14 protein-coding genes are annotated in these 18,732 nt (G+C 65.8%); 7 read left to right on the top strand and 7 right to left on the bottom strand.

The window, feature by feature from the left end; all coding sequences use genetic code 11:
- Positions 1-121: 121 nt before the first annotated feature.
- The 6 genes from ACWPOC_RS07590 to ACWPOC_RS07565 form a co-directional block, all read right to left on the bottom strand.
- Complete coding sequence (locus ACWPOC_RS07590; protein WP_455408317.1) at positions 122-691, bottom strand: HNH endonuclease; 570 nt, start codon at positions 689-691, stop codon at positions 122-124.
- Positions 692-935: 244 nt separating this feature from the next.
- Entirely contained in the window at positions 936-2,807 is a 1,872-nt protein-coding gene (locus ACWPOC_RS07585) for a DNA/RNA helicase domain-containing protein (protein WP_455408316.1), read from the bottom strand.
- 125 nt (positions 2,808-2,932) lie between these two features.
- The gene (locus ACWPOC_RS07580) at positions 2,933-3,970 is read right to left on the bottom strand and encodes an HNH endonuclease domain-containing protein (protein ID WP_455408315.1); all 1,038 of its coding nucleotides are present in this window, start codon (positions 3,968-3,970) and stop codon (positions 2,933-2,935) included.
- Positions 3,971-4,384: 414 nt separating this feature from the next.
- Positions 4,385-6,256 carry a M12 family metallopeptidase gene (locus ACWPOC_RS07575; protein ID WP_455408314.1) on the bottom strand — a complete coding sequence of 624 codons (1,872 nt, stop codon included), beginning with the start codon at positions 6,254-6,256 and terminating at the stop codon, positions 4,385-4,387.
- Between the two features lie 105 nt (positions 6,257-6,361).
- Positions 6,362-6,682: a hypothetical protein gene (locus ACWPOC_RS07570; protein ID WP_455408313.1), complete on the bottom strand. Its 321-nt coding sequence runs from the start codon at positions 6,680-6,682 to the stop codon at positions 6,362-6,364.
- 44 nt (positions 6,683-6,726) lie between these two features.
- A complete protein-coding gene (locus tag ACWPOC_RS07565) occupies positions 6,727-8,583 on the bottom strand; it encodes a DNA/RNA non-specific endonuclease (RefSeq protein WP_455408312.1) in 1,857 nt (618 codons plus the stop codon).
- A gap of 328 nt (positions 8,584-8,911) precedes the next feature.
- On the opposite strand from ACWPOC_RS07565, the gene ACWPOC_RS07560 reads away from it, so the two are divergent.
- From ACWPOC_RS07560 to ACWPOC_RS07545, 4 genes are all read left to right on the top strand, one after another.
- A complete protein-coding gene (locus tag ACWPOC_RS07560; protein ID WP_106200267.1) occupies positions 8,912-9,877 on the top strand; it encodes a trypsin-like serine peptidase in 966 nt (321 codons plus the stop codon).
- Positions 9,865-10,134 carry a carboxypeptidase-like regulatory domain-containing protein gene (locus tag ACWPOC_RS07555; RefSeq protein ID WP_363888995.1) on the top strand — a complete coding sequence of 90 codons (270 nt, stop codon included), beginning with the start codon at positions 9,865-9,867 and terminating at the stop codon, positions 10,132-10,134. The genes ACWPOC_RS07560 and ACWPOC_RS07555 overlap by 13 nt, the downstream gene beginning before the upstream one ends.
- A gap of 164 nt (positions 10,135-10,298) precedes the next feature.
- Positions 10,299-11,324 (top strand): DUF2235 domain-containing protein, encoded by a 1,026-nt coding sequence (locus ACWPOC_RS07550; protein WP_455408311.1) that lies wholly within the window; start codon positions 10,299-10,301, stop codon positions 11,322-11,324.
- 187 nt (positions 11,325-11,511) lie between these two features.
- Positions 11,512-11,877 carry a VOC family protein gene (locus ACWPOC_RS07545; protein ID WP_159418789.1) on the top strand — a complete coding sequence of 122 codons (366 nt, stop codon included), beginning with the start codon at positions 11,512-11,514 and terminating at the stop codon, positions 11,875-11,877.
- Positions 11,878-12,086: 209 nt separating this feature from the next.
- Here ACWPOC_RS07545 and ACWPOC_RS07540 read toward each other — a convergent pair whose 3' ends face one another.
- On the bottom strand, positions 12,087-13,631 hold the full coding sequence (locus ACWPOC_RS07540) for an HD domain-containing phosphohydrolase (RefSeq protein ID WP_455408310.1): 1,545 nt from the start codon (positions 13,629-13,631) through the stop codon (positions 12,087-12,089).
- Between the two features lie 109 nt (positions 13,632-13,740).
- On the opposite strand from ACWPOC_RS07540, the gene ACWPOC_RS07535 reads away from it, so the two are divergent.
- The 3 genes from ACWPOC_RS07535 to ACWPOC_RS07525 all read left to right on the top strand — a co-directional run bounded on the left by ACWPOC_RS07535 (position 13,741) and on the right by ACWPOC_RS07525 (position 18,730).
- Complete coding sequence (locus ACWPOC_RS07535) at positions 13,741-14,478, top strand: hypothetical protein (protein ID WP_455408309.1); 738 nt, start codon at positions 13,741-13,743, stop codon at positions 14,476-14,478.
- Between the two features lie 336 nt (positions 14,479-14,814).
- The gene (locus tag ACWPOC_RS07530) at positions 14,815-15,915 is read left to right on the top strand and encodes a hypothetical protein (RefSeq protein WP_455408308.1); all 1,101 of its coding nucleotides are present in this window, start codon (positions 14,815-14,817) and stop codon (positions 15,913-15,915) included.
- The gene (locus tag ACWPOC_RS07525) at positions 15,902-18,730 is read left to right on the top strand and encodes an FtsW/RodA/SpoVE family cell cycle protein (RefSeq protein WP_455408307.1); all 2,829 of its coding nucleotides are present in this window, start codon (positions 15,902-15,904) and stop codon (positions 18,728-18,730) included. The genes ACWPOC_RS07530 and ACWPOC_RS07525 overlap by 14 nt, the downstream gene beginning before the upstream one ends.
- The last annotated feature ends 2 nt before the right edge of the window (positions 18,731-18,732 follow it).

Raw genomic sequence — 18,732 nt, 5'->3', positions numbered from 1 at the left:
CCGTCGGGAGTTGCCGCTCCTGGCGGGCCTTCTTCAATTGTGACGCCACGCGGATCGGTGACGATCTTGAGATCTTGGCACTCCTCTGGATGTGCGCGCAAGGAGAATCTTCGAAGTCGCTTCACCGCAACGGTTTACATGCCCACGCGGGCCGCGACATCTCTGCGTCGTCGTCATCGAGTATTTCTCCCGGAGTTAGGGAGCCGATCGGATCCAGCTGCACGCTTCTCGATGCCGGCCGATTGCCACAGCGTCCCTTGTCGGCCAGTGCGGCGTACTCGCTGCCCGCGAGTTGGGGAGCCACTTCGATGGTGAGGTCGCTGCGCACCGTCCACAGTTGCAGGTCGAACAAAGTGTGGAGGTCGGCGCGGAGGAGCAGACCATTGGTCACATGGTTGCTGTGCTCTCCGAAGTAGCGGTCGATATGGGCTGCTTCCAGGACCGCCTCGACGTCGCATCCCGTAACTGCGCAACGACGTTCATACGCTGCCAGCAATGCGCGACGGAACTTGGGCTGACCGTATCGCACAGCAATAGCTCGTTGAGCGCGCTTACGGACGTCGTCGCCCTTCTCGTATGTCGGGAGGCTGCTTGGTAGCTCCACATCGATGACGGGGAAGTGGGCGAAAGCAAGATCGGCTTCCGGGCCGAACAGAGAGCGCAAGCGACTCTCGGCAGATGGGTCGGACACTTGGTTGGCTCCGGCCTGCGCCGCGAGATTCCTCCCGAGCAACTTCTGTAGTTGAGCCCAGGTGGGCGATGAAACTACGTCCTCACTGAGTGTGTCGAACTCGAATCGGTGGGTGTAGCCGCCGGTCCGAACGTCGCTCCAATGTGCGGGCGGCGCGCTGGGAGTGATTTCGTAGAGGCCGGAAGTTGCTCGTGCATACGCGACGAACCCGTTGCCCTGACCCGTTATCCAGAAGTAGATGGTGTCAGTCGGCGATCAGTGCGCGGAGCGCGTCGCGCGTTTCGGCGTCGGTCGAGTAGATGACGGTGCCGATCATTCCGCGGGTGAGCAGCACCTTGTAGACGTTGCGGACCAACCGGTCGAAGCGCACGTCGGAAATTCGCGTGCGGTTCTTGAAGTCCGGATCGCGGTTGGCCTCTCGGACCGTGGTGAATCGTCCGTTACGCCAGACCAGATCAGGTCCGAGGATGACTCCGTTCCAGTCGTATTCGAAACCCTGGGCGGTGTAGACACAACCGACCTGGCCGAAGCCGCCATCCTCGGTAGCCCACAACGCTGCTGGGGGAGCGTCGCCGACCCGGCGGTCGCTCTTGCTGTTCCACGGACGCGCCCAGCTGCCGATCCGAACGTCGGGAACCAGATTTCCGGCCTTGTCCGCATTACTCCACGGCCAGCAGTAGCCTGCCGTCATCCGCGCCGAGTATCCGCGCTCCCGCTGCTGGGAGAGGAAATGTTCCATCTCTTCAGGGCTGTCCGCAACACGAACGGTGAACTGCGGGTCGCCCTTCCACTCGAACGGCCCTCCGTCCTCCAGATCGAGCAGCCGTTTCACCCACAGCAGATACTCTTCGCTACCCCCGCAGCGGAACTGTTCTCCCAGATGGATGTGCTGCGTCTCGAGGCCGAGTGAGGCTGCATAACGTTCGATCTGGGCGAAAGACCCCATCTCTCCGGGGCGTACCACCTGGTGCTCGTCGAGAAGGAAGACAGGGACGCGCGCGGCCGCGATGAGTTCGTCGACCTGCGGTCGGTCTGTGCGGAGTTCGGCTCGGGTGTAGCGGTCTACGGAAGTTTCGCGAATGCGGTGGGCCTCGTCGAGGATGAGGACATCCAACCCATTTCGATCTGCTGTCATGAACTGGTTGAAGTACTTGAACATCTTCTGCACGCGCGGCGCACGGTGCCCCGCAACCTTCCGGAGGGTTTGCGTGAACGATCGAGACCCGGTCGCGTGTAGGACGGTTCGTCCGCGCCGCGCGAGCTCGCCGAGCAGTGACAACGCCACCACGCTCTTACCGCTGCCGGGACCGCCGGTGACGATGATGACGCGCTTGCGATCGGCGGCACGTGACTGTTCGACCTCGTGAAGTACGAGGTCGACGGCGAGCTGCTGGTTTCCGAGCAAATGGAACTGGGGGCGGTCGCGTACTTCTGCGGCGGCAACCTCGAGGAGTTGCCGGGAGGGGGCGATCGCCGACTTCATCAGAGCGTCGCCGGCGGAATAGCCGGGCGCAGGGGCGAGACGACTCCGAAGGAACGCGATCATGTCTCCGCGCTCGGCGGCAGTGAACATGCGTCCCGTGACGCTCATCGGATAGGAACGCAAATCGGCGACGGCACTCTGATCGGTGGCGTTGTGGAGGTAGGCGACACCGGCAAGGGCGTCGGGTTGATCGGACACCGTGCGGGCGAAGTCCACGAGATAGTCGCAGTACCCCTTCACCTGCGCGGCCGGGTGCAGCTTCGGCCCTCCCGGCATCCCGGCTACCTCGACAAGTTCGGGGTTGTCCTCGTACCGGCGGGCTGCCGACCATTGCTTCAACTCGACGATCACATACGAGGCCGCACCGGTCTGCGGATGCGTCCCTGCCAGGACGACGTCGGCACGCTGGGACGTCAGAGGAAGGTGATATTCGAGCAGCATCTCGACGTCGTCCAACCCGGCGTCGACGAGGTCGCGAGCGAGAACGGGCAGGCTCCGTGCCCAGGACTTCTGCTCGGATTCTCCGGCGCGTCGTCCCGTGCGAAACAGCATCTGTTCCAACAACTGCTCCGCGAGCGATTCGGGACGATCGAGGTCGACGATCCGGCGGGCGGTAGTACGAAGCAGCGTCACAGTCAGGTCCCCAAGGCAGCACGAATCCACTCGTGCGGGTGGGGGCATGTCCGTGGCTGCTCATCGCAGCGGAAGTCCGTCGGGCCGCAGACAGAACTATATCGGTGAGGGTTGCCGCAACTCGTTCAGGGCGAGTGCGGCTGGTACGTACCGGACGATCTCCACAGCAACGAGCCGGCAGGCAAGGCCGCATAGACGCCGTGAGCGGCCGACGCCGTCCGCTTGTGCAGAACCGGGATCCGGGTGAGGCTGGAAACGTCGGCCAAGAATTGTCGTTCCAGGGCTCGCGTCACATGGTCCTGCACCGGGATGCTGGCTGACTTGTCGAGGTTGCATCGCGCGTCGGTTGCCACCAGGTTGGCAACACCGTCGATGGGGATCATCGACCACGGCACCACGTGATCGATGTGGACTTCGGAGTGCAGACGACCGTCGCAGTAGAAGCAGCGACCCGACTGCAGGTCACGGAGCGGGTCGACGAGAGCACGCAGCGCGGTGCGGTCGGTGCCGAAGAGAAAGCCGTCGACGTCCTCGGCATCGAGTTCGGCGCGGTTGAGATCGATGACATCGTGCGCCCATACGGAGCGGACGAAGGTTCTGAGCAGCACGGATGTGCGGCGTAGCCCCTCGGGCACACTTGGGCGCAGCACGATGACGGCGATCCGGTCGACGTCACTCATGGTCATCTTCTTGTGAAAGCCCGCCGCGTCGTACAAGAACTCGTCGCGGGTAGCGCTGTGGGGGACGGTCTGAAGATGCGTGAGCGGTTGTTGCGCGATCGTCAGCCGTAGGGAGCGAACGAGTCGTCGATAGACCGGATGGGCGGACTCCCGAGCTGCCTCCGCGGTGCGAAGCCCATCGAATATCAGGATATCTCGGACCTCTGCGATGCGATCCGGGATCGAACGTCCGCGCCGGACCTGAACGAGTCGTCCGTGGCGGTGGAACGACCGAACTTGATTCCAGTAATAGCTGATGATCCGGTGCGCGATCTCGTCGATTGGAACGGTGAGACTCCCGTCGGGAGCAGCGGTGTTCTCGACACAGATGTCGACGAGTGCCATGACAGTCGCGAGTTTGTACGTGGAATTGCGGCGACCGGCTTCGAGGAGTTGCACGACGCGACCGGCGACGTCGAGAGGATCAAGTGCCGCGTAGCTCATCCCGGCACAATATCCGCCGCTCGAGCCGTGAGGCTTTCGCGCTACGAAGTCCGAACCGGAGGTCGTGCGGTGAGAGCGCTCGGTCGATGCGGTTCTTCTGTCAATCCGAATCGTTCATCGAAGATGTCCTGCGACGTGAGAGCGATCTATTGCTCGGCTCAAGCATGGGCGAGCCGCATCGTGACGTTTGGCCACTGTTTGTGGGGCGGATCCGAACGGAGACAGGGACGACGAGCGGCCCGCAATGATCGAACTCGAACCCGAATTCGATATGTAGGCGATAGGGGAGTGCTGTGGGCTTCCTCGCGCGCTGAACCGGGGTTTGCCCGCACTACACGCAGGGCGAGCCTCGGTTCAGCGCGCGAGAGTTGCACGGGCGCCAGCGGCCCGGAGGCAGGCGTCGGGCCTTCTGGACTACGAACCCTTCCACCACGACGTGTACACGCGACCGTCGTTGCCGCAGATGACCGCGTCAAGATTCTTGGCGCTACGCGCGATTGCCGTCACCTTGCGACCGGGCGGGAAGACCCCGCCGATGTTGCGCCAGCGGTCGCCGATGCCGGACCAGTCGCCGCCCTGATACCACCACGACGTGTAGACACGTCCGTCATTGCCGCAGATGAAGAGGTCGATGCTGTCGCGGGACTTGGCAACCGCGCTCACCGGCGCACCTCTCGGGAAGACACCGCCGATGTTCCTCCACGTGTTGTTGAGGCCCGACCAGTCGCCTCCTCGGTACCACCACGAGGTGTAGACGCGACCGTCGTTGCCCGTGATGAACGCGTCGAGGTTGCCGGCGCTGCGCGACGTGACCGCGACAGGGGCGGCCGGAGGGAAGAAACCGCCGATCGAACGCCAGCGGTCACCGATGCCGGACCAGTCGCCGCCTTGGTACCACCATGAGGTGTAGACGCGGCCGTCGTTGCCGGTGATGAACAGGTCGATGCTGTTCGACGACTTGGCGATCGCGGTGACCGGCGCGCCCTTCGGGAACACGCCACCGATGTTGCGCCAGCGGTGGCCGATGCCGGACCAGTCGCCGCCTTGGTACCACCATGAGGTGTAGACGCGTCCGTCGTTTCCAGTGGCGAACAGATCGAGATTGCCGGGACTCCGCGAGGTGACCGAGATGGGTGCGCCCGGAGGGAAGAACCCACCGATGGAGCGCCAGCGGTCGCCCAGGCCCGACCAGTCGCTGCCGTAGTACCACCATGAGGTGTAGACGCGGCCGTCGTTGCCGGTGATGAACAGGTCGATGCTGTTCGACGACTTCGCGATCGCGGTGACGGGAGCGCCCTTGGGGAAGACGCCACCGATGTTCCGCCATCGATCGCCGACACCCGACCAGTCGTTGCCCTGGTACCACCACGACGTATAGACGCGACCGTCGTTGCCCGTGATGAACGCATCGAGGTTGCCGGCGCCACGTGAGGTGACGGACAGCGGTGCCCCTGGCGGGAAGACGCCGCCGATGTTGCGCCATCGGTCACCGATGCCCGACCAATCCGGATACAGCATGTGCACCGCGGTGATATCGCCGCGCGACAGGCTGTTCCGTTGCCCCATCACCACACCGGGCGGCAGCGGGACTCTCGGCACGATGGTGGGTTGCCCGTTGGTGCTGAAAGCTGTCGCCGAGTAGTGCATGACGGAACCGAAGTCGTAGGCACCGATGTCGTCACCGTCAGTGATGTGCTGGTCGAAATTGTGCGCATTGGCGGGATCGATGTTCGCGAAACGGATCTCGACGAGATTGTTGCGGTCCTCGCGGCTCTGCTCATGCCAAAGTCCCAACGCGTGGGCCATTTCGTGGACGACGGTGCCGACAGGAGCATTGGCAGCGATCTCGATGTCCTGACGACCACCGCGCATACCTACCGGTGACCGGCTCGCTGTGCTCGGACGGAACCGAACGAAGTTTGCGTGTCCCGCACGCGCGATGAACCGTATTCGGGTGTTGGCGGTCCAGTGCGCCACGGCGTCCGTGATGCGCTGGGCGTTGGGGAATGCGGGGTCGACCTCGAACGGGACGGTCGCGTTCGGCCAGCGCAGGTGAGCTCCCGTGATGCCGATCCCCTCGGGACCGGCCTGGGCTGCGACCTCCTCGACCGTACCCAGCACGATGTCGCCTTCGAACACGGCCAGGCCGTCCACATCGGCGTATTGAACTTCCCGATCACCGTCGGCGGTGTGGACGACGGCCGTGCCGGCGACCGGTCCCGATTGATACTCGCCGGTGTCGCCGTAGTCCTCGGCGTGGGTGAGTGGTGCTTCGTCGATGGACATGGGATGTGTTCCTTCCGTGGGGTGCGAACCGTCCCGGTCGGGAGTCGATTCGTTCGGTACGGGATCCGATGGCCTTCTCCCGCAGAGGTTGTGATCGCAGAATCGTCAGGTGACCACGTCGACCGGCGCTGTGAGCGGACCGGCGTCGCCGGTCACCGGCACCGGTATCGACCGGGTCGACAGCAGGTCGCCGACCGCGACCGTCCCGTCACCGACGAGGTCGACATGGCAACGCAACGACAGTGCGGTTGCAGCAGGCACTTCCGGTGCATCGAGTACGAAGGGGATACGTCCGCCGGGCCGTACTGGAATGCCTTCCATCGCGATACTCGCCAGCACCGGCGCAGTCCCGTCCGCGTACGACACGTCCCTGACCTCCACCACGACCCGCGCCGTCGTGGTGGGTGCATCGGTCGGAATCGTCACGACTCCGCGGACATGCCTCACGCGTCCTCACATCGGCTGAGTCGTCACCAATGGATGGCTGCCACCGAATCCAGTGGTTCGGTGATCGCCTCCGCCGCGACCTGCAGATCCGCATCACGCAACGTCTGCGGGAACCGCAGCAGTGCGCGCTGTTCGATCTCGGTCAACGGCACCTGGTAGACCCGGAACTCGTCGAGGTCGAGCACCTCGAGCTGGTCGAGGTTCTGGCTCAACAGGAAGCCTCGGGTCTTGAGCTCGCCGTTCTCCACGAATACGAGCACCTTCCAGAACTCGCGTGGGATCTTCACCCTCCGGAACTCGCGGTCGTCGTCCGCGAACACGGGGCCGCCGAACGCCGATACCTTCAGATCGTCGACGTCCACGTCTGCGAAGACGGCGTCCTCGAGCTTGCCCCAGACGCCGTCGCGGGCGCTCTGGTTGAAGTCGTCCATCTGCGGGGTGATGTTGGTGTAGAAGAACGAGTCGGTGTTCGCCTTCTTCGCCTCGCTTGTGCTGCCCCACAGCAGGTCGGCGCGTCGTGCGAGGTGGCCACGATCGAGTCGGTTCGCCCGGTACAGCTCGTTGCCGACCTGAGCGTCCGCAGCCAGACGCGGGTCCTTGACGAAGTCGATGTTCTTCCGGCTGAGCTTCTTCATGGATCCGCCGTCGATGTTCCACGCCACCCAGGCCGCGAACCGACGCGACTTGCGCATCGTCAGCGAGAAGTGCGTGTAGTGCAGCACCTCGGACCCGTCGTTCGCCTTCGCGATGTCGGGCTTCACCTCGGCCGTCACTTCGGGAAGGGGGACGGGCGTCGACAGGAAGTTCGGGTCGTAACCGACGGCCGCGACCGACTCTTCCGAGGCCGGCGGGGTGAGGGTCACACCCAGCTTCTCGAAGACGGACTGCGGCAGGCACGCCAGCGCGTGCTCATCGGAGTTGCCGTTGGCTTCGCCGGCGAAATGCAGACCGGCCAGGACGGTGGTCGCCGCGCCGGTTCCGGATCGGAACATCCACGCCGCTCCAGAGTCGCCGCCGCTGCTGATCTCACCGTCGGCTGCCGGATGCTTCGGGTCGGGTCCGATCTCGAACCCACCGATGGACTTCGTGCCGACCCCTCGATACGTGATCTTGGCGATCACATCGACACGACGCACCAGACCGTGGGTGATGCCGGTGGTGCGACCGCTCTTGATCACCTTGTCACCGAGCTCGGGTTCTCCGATCGCGTCCGGCACGACGCCGAGCCCGCAGATCTCCGGATCGAACTGCCGATCCTCGATCGTCGCCACGGCACAGTCCCCGGCCGGCCCCAGATGCGACCGTACGAGTCGTCCTACCCGGTTGTCGTTGATGCGATTGTCGTCGTGCGGGCCGGGCTGGACGATCGTGTCGCCCACCCGACCCGTCGCGTTGTGCAGAACGTGCCAGTTGCTGAGCATGTACGGGGTGTGGTTGTCGACGTCGTAGACGATGCATCCGATCGTCCCGGCCCTGACACTCGTGTGCCCGACGCTCACACCCGGGACGATCGGATCCAGTCGCGTCTTCCGAGGCGGCGTCGCTGCTTCCGGGACGCGATGGAATGCGGGTTCGTACGACCTCTCGATCACATCGGTCGGAACCTCCACACCGTTCACGGTGATGCTCTCGGGAAGTGGGGAGGTACCCAACGCTTCGAGAGCCTCGGGCTCCGATACCTTCTCGTTCACCGTGAACTGCACGGCGAGCTCGTCGGTCGGATTGCCGTCCACATGCTTGTAACCGACGCCGACGGACGAGACGTTCGGATCGTCGAGGTAGCCAGCGCCCTTGGTGCGGATGAACTTCCGTAGAGCGACGGCGAGGTCGTCCTTTCCAGAGCGGGGTGTGCGCCCGTTTCCGCGATTCTTTGCAGGCATCCTGGATCCCCTTTCAACACGGCGCTGAAATGGTGGGTGGCGCCGTCGGCACGCCCCAATCGTCGCGGTGATTCCTGGGGACTACACGAGTAGGGCGCTACCCGAAATGACGGGGCGACGCCACCCGCACACGGGAGCACGGTGATTCCGTACTCGGACGATTGCCCGAGTACGACAGCAGGATCCGACCTCGCGACGTCTACTCGATTCGGCAACCCCTCGGCCACCCGAATCCGCGTAGTAGGGCACTCGTGCGGTCGGCGCTGTCCGCTTCCATCCTCGACACGAGTCCGAGTGAAACTCTCGGTCGAATTCGGAAGGAAGAACAATGACCCTTACATTCAACGGTGCCGTCGTCGTGACCGATGCTGCGGAAGAGACCTCGCCACTGGATCTCGTCGCCGCCGAGACGGTACTCGAGCAATCACCCCCATCCACCGGATCCGATTCGGGAGTGATCGATCGGACCTTGTCTGGCGTAGAGGTGCTCACCGACTATGCGGGAACCCCGCAACCCCTGGGCACCACACTGGAAGAGCTGCTGCGCCGGCAATTGCCGGACGCCGCGGAAGCGACCTTCGGTCCGGCGGAACAAGGCCAGCCGTCTCCCGAGTCCGTGATCGGGACGGACGACCGGGTGCGGATCGTCGACACTGCGGTGTACCCCTGGCGGGTCCACGCGTCACTGCTGATCCAGATGGCGGACGGATCTTTCGCTTCCGGCACGGGATTCTTCATCGGTCCGCGTACCGTCATCACGGCCGGCCATTGCGTCTTCGTTCAGGGCACCGGCCCCAGTCGCGGGTGGGTACGGTCGGTGACGGTGATGCCGGGACGGAACGGCACGTCTCTGCCTTACGGCTCGGTCGTTGTTGGTGCGGCAGGGATCCGGTCGGTATCGGGTTGGACGAACAGCGGAGATTCGAACTGGGATATCGGCGCACTGATCCTGCCGTCGAACCTCGGCTCGCAGACCGGCTGGCTCGGATTCGCGAACTACAGCGATGCCACCCTCCTGGCGACGACGGCGAACATCGCCGGCTACCCGGGTGACAAGCCGACGGGGACGCAGTGGTACCACTCTCGTCGCATGTCATCCGTGACGGCGCAGCGGCTCCGCTACGAGGTCGACACCTTCGGCGGTCAGAGCGGTAGCGCGGTGTACAGGTTGGAGAACGGCCAGCGGCACGCCGTCGGTATTCACACCAACGGTGTGTCCCCGGGAGTACCCGTGAACTCGGGTGTACGGATCACCCAGCCCGTTTTCGACCGGTTGAAAGCGTGGACCGCGTGATCCGAGGAATTGTCCGGTCTGCTGGTGCCCCGGTCCCGTTCGCCCGCGTGATGGTGGAGATGGGACCGGGGCCGATGCCCGACATCGCCATCCTGTCCGGCGCCGACGGGCAATTCGCCGTCGACACACCTTATCGAGGGCCGTATGCACTGATGATCTACGCGGATGAGTACCGACCGGCGCATCTCACTGCGGACGTGTCGAACCCTGAGGACTCGGTGGAAGTGGCGGTGGAACTTCGCCCCGACTCGCTCTGAGATCCGGATGGCCCCCCGCATATGCATCGTGCGATGGAAGTGCATTCTCCCTGTTCCGAATGGGGGCGACGACATTCGCGTAGCGCACTACTCGTGCCTGTCGCACCCTGCCGCGTGACGATCGTTGCACCAGCTTCGAACCGATGCGGCAAGGACGAATCGACATGCCGAAGAACATCATCTATTGCGCTGACGGAACCTGGAACTCGGGGAAGCGGACGAACACGAATGTGCACCGCTTCCACGAAGCGCTCGCGTCGACCCCCACCCAGGTCAAGATCTACGACCCTGGCGTAGGTACGGAAGGGAACTTGCTCTCGCGCTTGCGAGGCGGTGCCTTCGGGCGGGGCCTCGTCGAGAACGTACGGGAAGGCTACGGACGCATCGCCGACGTTTTCGAGGAAGGCGACCGTCTTTTCCTCATCGGCTTCAGCCGCGGCGCGTACACCGCGCGGAGCCTCGGCGGCATGATTGCCTACTGCGGGCTGCCGTCCCGTCGTCCCACCAGTCACCTCGTTGATCAGGCCTTCCACGCCTACCGCAACCGGACACCCGCCGACAAGAAGTGGGTCGGACCTTCCAACGGAATCCGCATGGTCGACGGGCACATCGAGATGATCGGCGTGTGGGACACGGTCGGAACACTCGGAATCCCGGGCGCACTCTTCGGCCGGCTCGACCAGAAGGACTACGGCTTCCTGGACACCCGGCTCCATCGGGACGTCAAGGCCGGCTACCACGCGCTGTCGCTCGATGAGCGGCGTCGACAGTTCCCGCCGACCCTCTGGGAAGGTCCAGCGGCGGACGGGCAGACCATCGAACAGGTCTGGTTCGCGGGAGTGCACTGCGACGTCGGTGGTGGCTTCCCGACGACCTCGCTGGCCGACATCAGCCTGGCATGGATGTTGTCGAACGCAGAGAGGCACGGTGTCGAGATCGATCCGGTTGTCGCGTCGACCTATCCCGCGCTCCTGCTGGACTGCACTGCGGCACTCGGTCCGGTCAACGAGTCGTGGAATCCACTGTGGGGCTTTCCTCGTCGCCGAACGGTCGGGAGCGACGCGCGCGTGGCCGACTCGGTGGTCTTCCGGGTGACCATGAACTCCCGATACTCACCTCCGCTGACCATGGACAACAATCCGCGGCGACTGTCGGCGTCGTACCGGCTCGCCTCGGTGGTTCGCATCTAACCGGTCTCCGCCGGCATCGATATCGACGACGGGAAACTCGGTGTTCACACGAGTCTGGCGCGATCGAACCCGCGAGGCGCGAGTAGTGGTGTACTCGAATTCGAGATGGCCCATCGCCCCGATTCGGGTGGAGTCAGCCCCGCTGAGTGGGGTCTGACCCACCAAGATCGTCGAAGGAGTGAACCGCATGCGTCCGACCGGCATCACCACGAATATCAACGTCCCGGACATCGGGGAGGCGCGGAGTTTCTACGCGGACTATCTGGGGCTGAGCGTCGAAGAGATGAACCTCGGGTGGGTCGCGCGGTTCACCACTCCCGATGGTCGTGCCGTCGTCCAGTTGGTCAGCGGCGACGAGTCAGCTCCCGTGGACTCGGCGATCTCCGTCCACGTCGGCGACGAGGTGGAGGCGGCCTACGAGGAAGCGCAGCGTCGGGGGTTCGAGATCGTGTATCCGCTGACGACGGAGCCGTGGGGAGTGCGGCGGTTCTTCGTGCGCGCACCGGACGGCACGGTCGTCAATATCGTCAGCCACTCCGACGACCCGCGGTAAGGGGACGAGGACGCCGTTCCGATCCGGTGTTCTCGACGGCGTATATATCGGTCGAGAACACCAGATCGTCCGGCTCGTCGCGCCGTCGCGTGCGGAGGCGAGGAAGTACCCAGTCCTGTAGTACGTCGGCATACATCTGGCGCATCGTCTGGTGCGGACACTGATTTGTGTGGGTTCGACCCCGGAAAGCGGGGGCAGATCCACATTAATCAGCTCAGGCCGAGGTCGATGGCGGCGAGCCCTGCCTGCGTGCGGTTGTGGACGTCGAGCTTGGTGTACACGTGCTCGACGTGGTTGCGGGTCGTCTTGTGTGCGATGCCCAGCTCGTCGGCGATCTGCCGGTTCGAATAGCCCAGAGCGACGAGTCTGAGGATCTCCACCTCGCGACCCGTCAGTCCCGCAGGCCAGGGCGCGCGTCGCTTCGTCGGATGCCCCGCCGCGAGCAGCACGGCCTCGACCGCTTCCGTGTCGAACAGGCCGGCTTGCGCGTCGCGGCACATCCGGGCCGCCGCGGCCTCCGCTGTCAGTGCTTTGCGGTGCGGCCTAGGTTCACGTAGCCGCTGGTAGGTCTCCGCGGCGGCGAGGATGCGCGCCGTCACGCCCAGGTCGGCGGCCCGGAGTCCGCCGGGATATCCGGAGCCGTCGAGCCGCTCGCGGTGTGTCACAGCGACGGCGACGACGGGTTCGAGCCCTGCGACGCGGCTGAGGATCCGTCCGGTCAGATACGGATACAAGCGGACCCGCTCCCATTCCGCGGTGGTGAGCGGACCGACCTTCTCCCAGATCTGATTGGGCACACCCATCCTTCCCAGTCCGTGCACGAGACCTGCGCGGTAGAGGAGTTCGACCTCGTCGACCGGAAGTCCGCGATGCCGGCCCGCAGCTGTTGCCAGATCCGCGACGCGTCTCGAATGCCCCAACAGGTAAGGACATTTGAGGTCGACGAAATCCGCCATTGCGCGCAGCATCTCGTCCAGTTCGGGTCTGCTCAGGATGTAGTCACGATCGGACGCCTGGGCGAGCGCCGCCGACCATGCGTCCTGTTCGAGGACACCCGCCGTGATGGCGTCGACGTCGTCGACGAACACCTGCACTACACGAGGACCGAACTGGGTTCCGCTTCGCGCACGAGCGACAGCGACCGCCTGCGCGGACCCACCGAGACGCACGTACACCTCCACGACATCGGCCAGCTGCACGATCTGCATCTCGACGGGAATCTCGTCACCGCGAACGCCCGTGGGTAGCCCCGCGCCGTCCCAGCGCTCGAAGGTGAAGGTCAGCATGCCGCTCACGCGAGGGTCCAGCCCGACGCGATCGGAGAGGACGCTCGCGGACCCGCAGTGGGACCGGATGAGCTCGGACACCTGCCGGCGCGCCGTGAACAGGAAGGTCGTGGCGTGGAGGAAGCGCTCCGCGTACGGCAGTCCCCGCCCGCTGTGGCCCATCAGCATGCGGAAGAAGGGGAGCCCCGTCATGTCCACCGCGTAGGTGTCGGCGCGGAACGCGATGTCGTCACCGAACATCCGTGCCAGTTCGTGGGAGTCCGCGTGGCACCCGATCCAGGCCACCAGGTTGGCGTAGAAGACGACGTCCCGCTGGTCGGCGCTCAGCCCCATCCGGTCGGCGATGCGCGTGGCGATCACTGCCGAGCGCAGCATGTGCTCCATCGGCTGACCGAGACCCAGATCGATGGCGAGGGACAGCGCGGCGACCAGTTCCGCCCGTCGCGGACCGTCACCCGTGGACGTCATGGAATCAGTGTCCTCGCACGATGCCCGGTCCGAAAGATGAGGCAGCGGCCTCATGACGTGCGGACGCGGCGAGCACAGGATCGAAGTACCCGCAATCGAGGAGGACGACATGACCATCACCCCGCACGAAGCCGCCCAGCAGTCCTGCGAACTGCCCCGGGTTTCCGGAGAGCGTTTCGCCGGCTACGCCGTGATCGGCGCGCCGTTTGCGAGCGGCCACTATCTCGCGCTGCGCAGATTCCCGATCAACAGCATCGGCGACGGCTTCACGTCCGTCTGGCACCGCAACCCGGTCGGCACGTGGACTGTCTACAGCGACGTGCCCGCCGAGCTGAGCTGCCCGCGCTATCTCGGTCGCGCGCTGAGTCGCACCGAGCAGACCGACGTGCGCGCCGAGTGGACCGGACCGGCCGACCTGCATGTGACGGTCGGTGGCGAACTGGAGTGGGATCTCCGGATGACCACCTCGCCGGCGACCACCCTCATGAACGCGGCGGGCAGTCTGATGCCCGACGCCCTCTGGCACAGCCCGACGGTGCTGGCCGCGATGGGTCGCGTCGCCGGACCGGTGCTCGGCGCCGGCCGGATGCGGCTCGGTGGGCACCTGCCGAACGGGCAGTGGTTCCGGGCAAACCCGCGACAACTGTGGGCCGCGCACACCGGGCGCGCTGTCGTCGGTGGAGTGGATCTCGGCCCGGAAGGTCCACTGACCCAGCAGGACCGCCTCGGTGACTTCCGGCTCCCGCAGCGCGGACTGTTCGCCACGGTGCAGGTCTGGCTCGAACCGTTCGACGCTCGGCGTCACTTCCCGGCACGTCCCGGCACGGTGTATGCGGACGGCGAGTGACCGGTGGGTGTTCCCGGGGGTAACAGTCTCCGGGACGGGAGTGTCACAAGGTTTCGTTCGAAAGTCGAGGCAACTCTTGCGCAAATGACACACAATGGATTTCGGTAACGAGTCGTCAAGTGGGAAAGGCAATTCAAGGTCAATTCACCCGCCCGCTCCGGTCTGCTGACACTTGCGGGAGGCCTGGCGTTTTCGGGATGTGCGATGATCGAAGCAGTCTTGGGAATCCATGCGAGAGACTACGAGCCCGTCGAGGTTCGATCCGTCCCGCCCACGCGAACGGACGACGACGCAGGGGGCGGCGTAGAACTCGGAAGACTGCTTGCCGTAGCGACTTTGACTCCTGCGCAGGCCGCGCTGCTCGTCACGGATGCGGTCGATCAACTCGAACTCGCGCACGCCCGGGGCCACCATCCGATCCGCCTCCGAGGCGACGCAGTGATGGTGTCCGAGGGCGGTCAGCTCACCATCGACTGTGTCAAGAATGCACGATCCTGGGACGAGGTGCGCGACGCGACGGCGGGTCTTCTTCGCCGAATCGTGACGAATTGCCGCAACGAAGCGCTCGGGGAGCGAGTGGAGGTGGCGATCGCCGAGTCGACGGATCTCGTTGGTCTGGCGAGACGCGTTCGTTATGCTGCCGCAACCGAATTCGACGACCCCGAGGTCGAAAGGAAACGATCGCAGATCGCCGCGCTCGTCTCGGTGGTGAAGGGAAATGCTCGTCCGGTGGACGGTACGGCGGAGTGGACGAACGTGCCGCGCCTGACGGAAGAGAGGACCTTCGTCCCGAATCGCCGTCGCCCGCCGGCGGGAAAAGTGTGGCATCGCAAGAAGCGACGGCTGCCGCGACGCCGGACCGTCATGGCGCTGCTCGCGATCATCGCGCTCGTCGGGCTGGTGTGGGTGGCTCCCACGGCGTGGACGGAACTGAATCGAGGCTGGCACACACTTCTCGATCCCGTGGAGTCGTCGATGGACGACCGGATCGATCCGGTGTCACCACCGCCACCGGTGCCCGACGTCGCGCCGGGAGCGCCCGTGCCGGGGCCCGTCGGCACCGGTCTTCCCGGCAGCGCCGGACCGATCACGCGGGTCGCCGCGAGCTTCGCGAACGGTCCGTGCGAGCCGGGAGAATCGTGCACCGTGCGCGTCGACGTCGGGCTCGACCCCGCGGCGAATATCGGTGCGGTCACATGGAATCTGACCGTCTACGACCGATGTACGGGCGTGACACTGCCGGGCGGGGAGGTCACTGTGCCGGTGCCACCGGGAAGCCTGGAGGCCTACGGCATCGGAAGCGTCGACCTGCCACCCGGGTCGGCACTCGCCGTCGCCGCGGTCACCACCGTCCCTGCAGCGGCCGCGTCCGAGCCGTTGTACGTTCCCGCCGAGAATGCCGCCTGCGTGCCCGGGGGCTCTCGTGACGGCGGATAGGCACCTATCCGATCCTTGGCTCGTCACGGCGGCCGTCGCACTGGTCGCTCTCGGCATGCTCAACATGATCTCGACGGGCATGTCGTCGCTCGCAGTGCGTCACGCCCTGCTCGCTGCCGTCGGACTCGGTGCGATGTGGGTGACCTCGCGCATGCGGATCGCCGCTCTGGGCCGTTTCGGGTGGGCGCTGTTCACCGCCTCGGTGGTTCTGCTCGCGGCGGTGCCGCTGGTGGGCATTGCGACCAAGGGCGCTCAACGCTGGCTGGATCTCGGTGTGTTCACCCTGCAGCCCTCCGAGATCGCCAAGCTCGCGCTGGTCATGGTGCCCGCCGCGATACTGGCCGGCGGGTACACGCTCGGCAGGCTCGTCGGCGTCCTGATCGTGTCGGCGGTGCCGATCGCCCTGGTGGCGCTCCAGCCCGACCTCTCGACCGCCGTGGTCCTCGTCGCGACCGTACTGCTCATGCTGATCCTGGCGAGAGTCCCGTTGCGGTCGCTGTTCCCGCTGTTCGCGCTCGGGCTCGCCTCGTTGCCGATGGCCGTGTTGTTCCTGCGTCCGTATCAGCTCGAGCGGATCCACGTCTTCCTGTCGAACGACGCCGACCCGCAGGGATCGGGCTGGGCGGCATGGCAGGCTGACATCGCGATCGGCAGCGCGGGGTGGTGGGGGCTCGGGCGCGAACCGGACTACGACCTGCGGGCCCAGTACCTCCCCGAGTCCGAACACGACCTGGCCTTCGCGAGCCTGGTGTACGGGTGGGGCCTGGTCGCCGGCATTGCGGTGGTGGCGGCCGTCGTGATCATCGTGTGGCGTTCCGTGGTCGCCGCGCGCGTCGCACGCACCCGGGAAGCGGCGCTCGTCGCAGCGGGTATCGGTGGGGTGTTCGGGCTGCACACCGTGGTGTCGGTGGCCCAGAGCCTGTCGCTGCTGCCGCACACCGGCATGCCGATCCCGATCTTCAGTTACGGAGGCACCGCCTCGATCATCGGATTCGTCTCGATCGGATTGGTGCTCGCGGTGCGCCGCGACGGCGTGACCCGGCCGCTGTGGGTGACCGAACCCAAGAAGCGCCGCCTGCCGCGAGGCGTGTCGGTGGGTGCGCTGACGCTGACGGCCTCGCTCGCCGCGATGTCGGTGTTCGCGTGGCAGATGCAGACCGCGCACGGCACCGAGTTCCGCGCGACGAGCGACACGCAGATGCTGCGCTGCATCCGCCTGCCCGCCGAACGCGGCCACATCCTCGACCGAGCCGGCCTTCCCGTGGCGACCAACGTCGCCGAGTACACCGTCGCGGTGGTCGCCCGGATGTTCGCCGAGGGCGTCCCGTCGGTGCGTTACGAACTCGCCGCGTTGCTCGGCATGCCCCCGGAGAAGCTCGACGAGGAACTGCGGAGCAGTACCGGCGGGGACCTGCAGGTCGTGCTCGGACGCGTCGGGTCCGACCAGGCCCGGGCGATCGTGGACGCTCAGCTGCCCTGGGTGCTCGTCTATCCGACGGGCCGCAGACAGTATCCGCACGGGGAGGTGTTGGCGTCGCTCCTCGGGTACGTCGGCATCGCGGACGAGCAGGACATGGAGCTGTGGCCGACCCTCGCGCTCGGATCACGGGTCGGCAAGGCGGGGCTCGAGCGGCAGTACGACGCGTTGCTGCGCGGAGTCGACGGCAGGCAGTGCGTCTACGTCGATCCGTCCGGACGTCCGGTGGGCACGGGGGAGCGGGTGGATCCGATCCGCGGCCACAACCTGCGATTGCATCTCGATCTCGGCATGCAGCAGGCCGCGACCGACGCGCTCGCGCAGACGGTGCGCACCAGCGGCGGCGACCTCGGCGCGGCGGTCGTGATGGATGCCCGCACCGGCGCGGTGCTGGCGCTGGCCAGCGTTCCCGGCTACGACAACAACGTCTACGGACCCCCGGCCGACCTCGCCGCGATCGCGGCGCAGACCGCGGCATCGGGTCCGGGCCGCATGCTCAATCACGCGGTGCAGACGGCGGTACCACCCGGATCGACGTTCAAGATCGTGACAGCGTCGACGAACGCCGCGTTCGACGTGCTGTCCCCGGATGCCTTCCTGGCGGGCGGGGCGGCGTACACCTACGGCGGTCACACCTTCGCCAACTGGCAGCCGATGGGCCCGAACAACTTGCTCGGGGCGATCCAGTGGTCCGACAACGTCTACTTCTACCAACTCGCCGATCTCCTCGGTCCCCACCGCATCGCGCAGACCGCCGCCGAACTCGGCGCCGGTGCTCTCTCGGGGATCGACCTGCCCGCCGAATCCGCGGGTTTCGTCGGCACCCCGGAGAACGTGGAGAGCATCGGCGGCGCCTGGTATCCGGGCTCGACCCTGCTCATGGGTATCGGTCAGGGCACCGTCACGGCCACGCCGATCCAGGTCGCGCGGTGGACGGCGGGTATCGCGTCGGGCCAGATGGTGACCCCGAAGCTCGCAGCTGCCTACGGACCCGGTGACGCAGTTCCGATTCCCCCCGAGGAACCGCGCCGGTTGTCGTTCGCGGACAAGCTCGAACCGGTACGGGCGGGCATGCGGGCGTCGGCTTCGGCCGGCACCGCCGGTCAGCTCGCGAGCCTGCCGGTGACGGCCGCCGCCAAGACCGGCACGGCAGAGGATCCGTCGGCACCGGGCAAGGGACTCAACGCGTGGTTCTCCGCGGTGGTGCCCGCCGAGTCGCCGGAGGTCGTGGTGACGGCGCTGGTACGTGGCGGTGGTTTCGGATCGGCCACCTCGGGACCGGTCGTCAAGGGTCTGCTCGAGCGTTACCTCGCGCAGCTCCGGACGCCGAATCCCTGACA

The sequence above is a fragment of the Rhodococcus sp. 5G237 genome, assembly GCF_053764735.1.
This window is presented reverse-complemented; position numbering and strand designations above follow the sequence as displayed.

Coding starts and splice junctions, on each gene's coding strand:
- ACWPOC_RS07580 (WP_455408315.1), bottom strand. CDS start 3,970: ATGAGCTACGCGGCACTTGATCCTCTCGACGTCGCCGGTCGCGTCGTG.
- ACWPOC_RS07575 (WP_455408314.1), bottom strand. CDS start 6,256: ATGTCCATCGACGAAGCACCACTCACCCACGCCGAGGACTACGGCGAC.
- ACWPOC_RS07565 (WP_455408312.1), bottom strand. CDS start 8,583: ATGCCTGCAAAGAATCGCGGAAACGGGCGCACACCCCGCTCTGGAAAG.
- ACWPOC_RS07560 (WP_106200267.1), top strand. CDS start 8,912: ATGACCCTTACATTCAACGGTGCCGTCGTCGTGACCGATGCTGCGGAA.
- ACWPOC_RS07550 (WP_455408311.1), top strand. CDS start 10,299: ATGCCGAAGAACATCATCTATTGCGCTGACGGAACCTGGAACTCGGGG.
- ACWPOC_RS07545 (WP_159418789.1), top strand. CDS start 11,512: ATGCGTCCGACCGGCATCACCACGAATATCAACGTCCCGGACATCGGG.
- ACWPOC_RS07540 (WP_455408310.1), bottom strand. CDS start 13,631: ATGACGTCCACGGGTGACGGTCCGCGACGGGCGGAACTGGTCGCCGCG.
- ACWPOC_RS07535 (WP_455408309.1), top strand. CDS start 13,741: ATGACCATCACCCCGCACGAAGCCGCCCAGCAGTCCTGCGAACTGCCC.